This is a genomic window from Psychrobacter piechaudii (assembly GCF_900162825.1).
GTDB classification, from domain to species: Bacteria; Pseudomonadota; Gammaproteobacteria; order Pseudomonadales; family Moraxellaceae; genus Psychrobacter; species Psychrobacter piechaudii.
Genome location: NZ_FUGE01000023.1, coordinates 1 through 6,749 on the forward strand (window position 1 = coordinate 1; position 6,749 = coordinate 6,749).

At 43.2% G+C, this 6,749-nt stretch carries 6 protein-coding genes and 1 pseudogene; 4 read left to right on the forward strand and 3 right to left on the reverse strand.

Annotated features, from left to right (window positions below; genetic code table 11):
* Window positions 1-351: 351 nt before the first annotated feature.
* Window positions 352-1,503 carry a tRNA guanosine(34) transglycosylase Tgt gene (gene tgt, locus A1019T_RS00325; RefSeq protein ID WP_077449924.1) on the reverse strand — a complete coding sequence of 384 codons (1,152 nt, stop codon included), beginning with the start codon at window positions 1,501-1,503 and terminating at the stop codon, window positions 352-354.
* 346 nt (window positions 1,504-1,849) lie between these two features.
* Here tgt and A1019T_RS00330 point away from each other — a divergent pair, with 346 nt between their 5' ends.
* The 4 genes from A1019T_RS00330 (at window position 1,850) to infA (ending at window position 4,812) form a co-directional block, all read left to right on the forward strand.
* Window positions 1,850-2,191: a hypothetical protein gene (locus tag A1019T_RS00330; RefSeq protein ID WP_077449925.1), complete on the forward strand. Its 342-nt coding sequence runs from the start codon at window positions 1,850-1,852 to the stop codon at window positions 2,189-2,191.
* A 173-nt stretch (window positions 2,192-2,364) separates the two neighbouring features.
* Window positions 2,365-3,456 carry an asparaginase gene (locus tag A1019T_RS00335; protein ID WP_077449926.1) on the forward strand — a complete coding sequence of 364 codons (1,092 nt, stop codon included), beginning with the start codon at window positions 2,365-2,367 and terminating at the stop codon, window positions 3,454-3,456.
* A 141-nt stretch (window positions 3,457-3,597) separates the two neighbouring features.
* A complete protein-coding gene (truA, locus tag A1019T_RS00340) occupies window positions 3,598-4,461 on the forward strand; it encodes a tRNA pseudouridine(38-40) synthase TruA (RefSeq protein ID WP_244156481.1) in 864 nt (287 codons plus the stop codon).
* A gap of 126 nt (window positions 4,462-4,587) precedes the next feature.
* The gene (gene infA / locus A1019T_RS00345; protein ID WP_011961149.1) at window positions 4,588-4,812 is read left to right on the forward strand and encodes a translation initiation factor IF-1; all 225 of its coding nucleotides are present in this window, start codon (window positions 4,588-4,590) and stop codon (window positions 4,810-4,812) included.
* A gap of 215 nt (window positions 4,813-5,027) precedes the next feature.
* On the opposite strand, the gene A1019T_RS00350 is transcribed toward infA, so the two are convergent.
* Window positions 5,028-6,254, reverse strand: a complete 1,227-nt coding sequence (locus A1019T_RS00350) for a L,D-transpeptidase family protein (RefSeq protein ID WP_077449927.1) — start codon at window positions 6,252-6,254, stop codon at window positions 5,028-5,030.
* Between the two features lie 358 nt (window positions 6,255-6,612).
* Window positions 6,613-6,749 (reverse strand): annotated as a pseudogene (locus A1019T_RS00355) (transposase); the annotation flags it as partial.

Genomic DNA, 6,749 nt, shown 5'->3' on the forward strand with positions numbered 1-6,749 from the left:
ATGCACAAATCGCCATAACGCTTGGGTCTGAGCAAAACTGCTTTTAGTATCCATAGTTGCTTTCATACCAGCATGTAGATAACCGTTTGGGTGAGTGTGATTGTGTACGAGTTGTTGATATCGTTTGATGAGCCTCGTATCTAGCTCCATTTTGTCTATGCCATACTGCGCTATTTTATCAAATTTATGCTCACTGATAAATTGTGTAGATACCTATGCCCTGAAGTGGGTGGTTTTACGGCGACTGGTAATAAAAAAGCGGAACTGGCTAAATAACCAATCCCGCTTCATTGTTAAGTAAACAACTTAATAAGCAAATAACTTAAGAGGACTACGAATAACCGTTCACGCTTAAGACAGCTCTAAAGCTGGCACTTCCTGACCACGCTTGTGATAAAAATCAGCCACAAACTCATCAAAAGTATCATTATCGATGGCATCACGAATGCCTTGCATTAGGCGCTGATAATAACGCAGGTTATGAATGGTTGCTAACTGTGCGCCTAGCATCTCTTTACATTTGTTCAGATGATACAAATAAGCACGGGTGAAGTTTTGACAGCAGTAGCAGTCACATTCTGGATCTAATGGACCCATATCTTCACGATATTGACTGTTGCGAATACGCACAATGCCTTGGTTTTCTTCATTGCCGGTCACAAAATAATGACCATTACGAGCGTTACGGGTTGGCATCACGCAGTCAAACATATCCACACCACGGCGCACTGCCTCTAAGATATCTTCTGGCTTGCCCACGCCCATTAGATAGCGTGGCTTATCGGCCGGCATCAGCTCAGGCATGTAATTTAAGACGCTAATCATCTCTTCTTTAGGCTCGCCCACTGACAGCCCGCCAATAGCATAACCATCAAAGCCAATCTCTAACAGGCCTTCCATCGACTGGCGGCGTAGGTCTTCGTACATACTGCCTTGCACAATACCAAATAAGGCGTTGGTATTGCCTAATTTATTATGCTCATCAACGCAGCGCTGTCCCCAGCGTAATGACAACTCAAGCGACTTCTGTGCTTCAGAATAAGTGGCTGGGTAAGGGGTGCATTCATCAAACTGCATCACGATGTCTGAGTTTAAAGAGTACTGAATTTGCATCGATTTTTCAGGCGATAAAAACACTTTGGCACCATCAATAGGCGACTTAAAGGCCACGCCTTCTTCAGTAATTTTACGCATTGCCCCTAGGCTAAAGACTTGGAAACCACCTGAATCGGTCAAGATGGGCTTATTCCAATTCATAAACTGATGTAAACCACCAAATTTATCGATCACTTCGGTACCAGGACGCAGCCATAAGTGGAAGGTATTACCAAGAATAATATCGGCACCAATATTTTCAATATCACGAGGCAACATGCCTTTCACGGTGCCATAAGTACCAACTGGCATAAAGGCAGGGGTTCTAATTTCGCCATGGGTAAGCTTGACGGTGCCTCGGCGCGCCCGTGATTCGCCGGCGGCAGTTTTGTGTAGGGTAAATTGCATAGCATTAACTCAGAGTTATAGATTTAAAATGAAGGAGATTGGTTAAAACGTACAGAAATAAGCATTGAAATAAGCGAAAAAACCACTTATTAGAATATATGCGCATGAATATCGGCAATTATACCATTGCCGTCAAATTAGCGGGGCACTATCGGCAAACAGGGCTTAGCTAATTTTTATAATTTGCTAGTAATCCACAGTCTACTTTGCTATAAATGCTAGACGCCCCACCCCACTTTTGGACTGCTTTACTATTGTTAGCCTTACAGTGTTTATCGACCCATTACTCTACCTTATCGTCTAGGGATCCGTGTGACAGCGTCCTTTATAACACAAGGAGTCGCCTATGAGCCTAAGAGTCATTATTGGCCTTATTGTTATTTTGCTACTAATTCTCTTATTTTTTATTGTATCTCGCGACGAAAGCTCCGCCGCAAAATCCCGCGGAGTGGTAAAATCTAACGAACAATCTACCCCAAACAATGATGTCCATTCTCATAAATCACAAACGGGCGTGGCCGATGTCAGCCTTAACGACCATCCTGATAGCGACAACCTAAGCGATCAACAAATCTTAGGGCAAAATAAGAAAACTGCGACGGCGACAGTAGCTTCAGCCTCTGATACAGTTGAATATGAACCATCCGAGACTTCCGAACAGCCCTTGTTTGATGAAGATGAGTTGTAACAGATGTTAGACGATGCAGGTTCTGAAATAGAGGAAGATTTTTTTAAACAGGTGAATTTGGTTGAACGCCAAAAGTAGAGGGTATTGCCGGGCCTAAAGTTGAAAGCCGTAAGCACGCCTTGGACTTTACTGAACAAAAAACTAATACTCAAAGCCATTTATAGACTTTTATTATGACAGCAAATAAAAAAAACAAGCCAACCGGCCACACGCTTAATCAAGCCACATCTAATAAAGTGCAACTTATCTATGCCGGAGGCACCTTTGGTAGCTATGGCAAACCTTTGTCTGCCTTGCCAGCACCGACCTTTCTGCCTTTGTTAATGGATAAGGTCAGACAAAACCTTACTAGCAATATAGAGGTATTGGAGAATAGCTGTGTAAAAGACAGCAGCCAACTGTCACCTTCAGATTTTAGCCACTTTTATCAATTAATTTTGAACCGCTATGCTCAGGGCTATCGTCATTTTGTGCTGATAACCGGCACGGACACCCTTAGCTACTTGGGCTCATTTTTGGCAGAAGCTTTTGCCGGATCGGATGTATCATTAGTCCTTACGGCCAGCATGCGTCCTTTATTTGATGCCAATGATATTCACAACTACAGCATAGACCCCCATAATGACGCTTGGGGCAATCTATCAGACGCTATAGGGCTAGCCGCTCATGGAGAAGCGGGCGTATTTGTGACGTTCGCTGGTGAATCTTGGCCGGCACAAACGGTTCAAAAAATTCACAGTCACGATCTAATGGCCTTTACTGGGCACACTCGTGCTGGCTATCCTGCCAATAGCTATGTTCAATCGCTGCCTGCAGCCCGCCGTAAAAACTGGATTGAAGACTCGCAAGCAAAACTGGCCAGCATCACCGACCAAGCTAAAAACGCCATTATTCCGACTGTCTACTGTGTCCCTAATAGTGGGGAATGGTTAAGCTCACAATTGACAACACTGCTTGAGCTACCCCCTACTGGCATCGTGCTTATGGGTTTTGGGGCCGGTAATATCCCCTTTAGTGAGCAATTGGCTCAAAGCTTAGAACAGCTTTATAAGCACGGTCATATCGTAGTTTGTACCACCCAATGTCCTTATGGCGGGGTAAGTGAAGCTTATGCTGCTGGTAGCTGGCAGTACCAACATCATGTGCTTTCTGCTGGCCGATTAACGGTCCCTGCGGTCTATGCCCGTCTACTTTGGCTACACTTAGCATTTGATACCCCATCTCGTCGTCGTCAACGTTGGAGTTATAGCGTTAGCAAACTATAAGCAGATCCATTTTAATCAAGTGCTATAAATCCTTATAATATACCCTTCACTATTTAGTACCGACTGGTTAATAACGACTGGTTTAGTACTTTTTAGTTTATTAATTTTACTGTTCTTGATACCGCAACTTTGGCTGAATTCATGATTTCTAATATCGACTCTTCTGATAGCGTTACCACTCTAACCTCTGAAACTGCTAATCCCTTGCAGACCTATGCTCTTGGTATCGAGTTTAATGGGGCGAATTATCGCGGTTGGCAGCGACAACAAGAAGTATTGTGTGTGCAGCAGGTGGTAGAAGAGACGCTTAGCAAAATTGCTAATGAGCCCATCGAAGTTGTGGCCGCAGGTCGAACCGATGCCGGTGTCCATGGCGGCAATATGCTGGCTCATTTTAAGACCAGTGCCAAGCGCGGTATCTACAACTGGCTACGTGGTGCCAACAGCTTATTACCGGATGACATTGCTATTCGCTGGATACAGCCCATGCCCGACGACTTTCACGCCCGCTTTGGTGCCATCGCCCGTCGTTATCGCTATATCACCTTAAATCAGCCGCAGCGCCCGGCCATCCTCAATCATTTAGTCACTCACGTTCATGAGCCTTTAGATTTGGCCTTGATGCAGCAGACCGCTGAATACATTGTCGGCACTCATGACTTTAGTAGCTTTCGAGCCGCCGCCTGTCAATCCAAGCAGCCCGTTCGCAATATTCATAATGCCAAAATGTTTCAGCACGGCCAATTCATCGTATTTGATATTCAAGCCGATGGCTTTTTGCATCATATGGTCCGAAACCTTATGGGCACTTTATTTGCCATTGGCAAAGGTGAGCTTCAACCTGACGACTATCTGCGTATTTTAGAGGCAAAAGACCGTACTATTGCTCCGCCTACCGCTGCACCAGACGGGCTATATTTTATCAATGCCTACTATCCTGAACCGTTTCAGAAATTGTTGCCTGAGCTTCCTCTGGCGCCACAATGGTTGAACTTAACCGAATAAATGCTAATCAACTAGCAAATTAAATTACTTTTATCAAGACATTAGTTCTTAAAATTTGCTTAATGATTGGGATTTGCGTATAATAACTGCCTACAATTCTTTTTGAACGGGTTAACCCAAATAATTATGGCAAAAAAAGACGACATTATTGAATTTGAAGGCGAAGTCATTGACACCCTTCCAAACACACTTTTCAAAGTGCGCCTTGAAAATGGACATGAAATTATTGCTCATATTTCAGGCAAAATGCGCAAACACTACATTCGTATCTTAACCGGTGATAAGGTTAAAGTTGAAATGACCCCATACGACTTAACTAAAGGTCGTATTACCTACCGTGGTAAAACCTAATAGCTGACCTATAAGCTATAACTAGGTTTACCCTAGCCTGCTACAGTTAAAATCAAGCAGTCCTAAAAAAACCGCTAATCCTTATTGGATAGCGGTTTTTTCGTATTTCTTCATCTATTGTCTGTTATCTATTCTTGTTTATATCTGTTGTGAAAACCTGCCCAGACTCCAGTAATGAGTCAAGACAGGTTTTTGCTTCACTTTATACCCTAGTCTTATTTAATTTCTACAGTGGCATTATTATCAATGGTATTTAGTAAGGCCAAAGCATCCCAGTTGGTCAAACGAATACAACCCGCTGAAGCTTGACGACTGATGCGCTCAGGATCAGGCGAACCATGGATGCCATAAGAAGGTTTGGTTAAACCAATCCACACTCGACCCACTGGGTTGTTCGGACCTGGCGGTAAAATGGTCTGTTTACCTTCCGCATCGGTATGGGTGTAGTTAGGGTCACTCACTTTGGTCTGAACCTTATGAGTCCCGGTCGGTGAAGGAGTGGCTGTACTGCCCACCGTGGTTGGATAACTGGCAACCAGCTTATCGTTTTTATCATAAGCATATAAAGTTTGGCTATTTTTATCAGCCACGACACGAGTCACTGCTGTCTTGTTGGCTTTGCCAGGGTTATACACCGTAAGCGTCTCACCTGCTGTAAAAGTGGCATTGAGGTTAAGCTGCTTTAAGTAGTTAATACTCATATGGAATTTTTCGGCCATCGCTTCAGCCACACTTTCATAATATAAGCCTTCTAATTTAGACTTAGCTTCAACCCCTTCTGGAATGGTTATCGTCTTAATATTGACATCAGAATCAGTTAAGGTATAGCTGATTAATACTGGCTTATTGGCCATATCCCCACTTTTTAAAGCCTCCCACGTCTTTTGATCTAGACTATCGGTTACAGGCAGACCTTTGGCCTTTTGAAAAGCCTGCATTGCTTTTTGGGTATTTTTTCCCCACCAGCCATCTACAGCGCCCACACCATGATGATGCCAGTTTAATAACGCTTGCACTTTAGTGCCCACAGCTTGAGTCATCTTCACCCCTGGCTGCCATTCACTGCCATTCACTTGCTTCGCTATGGCTGATAATTCAGAGTCCGTTTGCGACTTATCTTGAGTTTGGGATTGCGGTTGGGTTTCAGTTTGAACTGATCCCGTTTCTGTAGCAGCGCTGTCTTCGTCTTGATTACTAGCCATCTGAGCTGTATCAGCTTGTTGAGTGCTGGCCTGTTGCGTTATGGATTCGACACTCTGAGCTTGAGCATATTGAACAGCTTGCTCTGCGCCATTGGTCTCTTCAGCGTAGGATAAGCTGAGAGCCAAACTGGCAGAAACCGCTACGGTTAACTGTTTTAAGGTAAGAGCAGCTTTTGAGGGAGTTTTTGATGAACAGGTAACGCTATTGTGGATCGTGTTATTTGAGAATTTATTAAACATGAAGACTCCGTTATTTTATTATTACTATTATTATATTCTGATTGTTGTACTAATTATAATATTTAACTTTAACTATACTATTTATAAGCCATTAGGTTAACCCAGTATTGGTTATGTTATGCAAAATTATGTATATATTCACATGGTTACCAACTATATTTCGGCCTTATTCCCAGCCTTTTACAGACGCTCTAATATGCTAATCAATAACTGTTTTTATGGTAATAAAGCGTAGAAGCTTGGCTATACTTATACCAATTCTAAAAAATAACACTCAAGTCGCACCACTCCCGCTGAGTGATAGACCTAATTAAGTTAGTCTGATTACACAATGCATTCCAAGCGTCACATGCCGCATCGACAATCGCATCATAACTCTCAAAACAGCGATTAGACAACCAATGCTGTTTAAGGTACTGCCACACCTGTTCAGCAGGGTTAAGTTCAGGTGAGTAGGGAGGCAATTTAAGCATGGTCACATTGTCTTGATCCAAA

Excerpts from the sequence above, each read along its gene's own strand:
- tgt (WP_077449924.1), bottom strand. The coding sequence starts at position 1,503 with ATGCAATTTACCCTACACAAAACTGCCGCCGGCGAATCACGGGCGCGC.
- A1019T_RS00330 (WP_077449925.1), top strand. The coding sequence starts at position 1,850 with ATGAGCCTAAGAGTCATTATTGGCCTTATTGTTATTTTGCTACTAATT.
- A1019T_RS00335 (WP_077449926.1), top strand. The coding sequence starts at position 2,365 with ATGACAGCAAATAAAAAAAACAAGCCAACCGGCCACACGCTTAATCAA.
- truA (WP_244156481.1), top strand. The coding sequence starts at position 3,598 with ATGATTTCTAATATCGACTCTTCTGATAGCGTTACCACTCTAACCTCT.
- infA (WP_011961149.1), top strand. The coding sequence starts at position 4,588 with ATGGCAAAAAAAGACGACATTATTGAATTTGAAGGCGAAGTCATTGAC.
- A1019T_RS00350 (WP_077449927.1), bottom strand. The coding sequence starts at position 6,254 with ATGTTTAATAAATTCTCAAATAACACGATCCACAATAGCGTTACCTGT.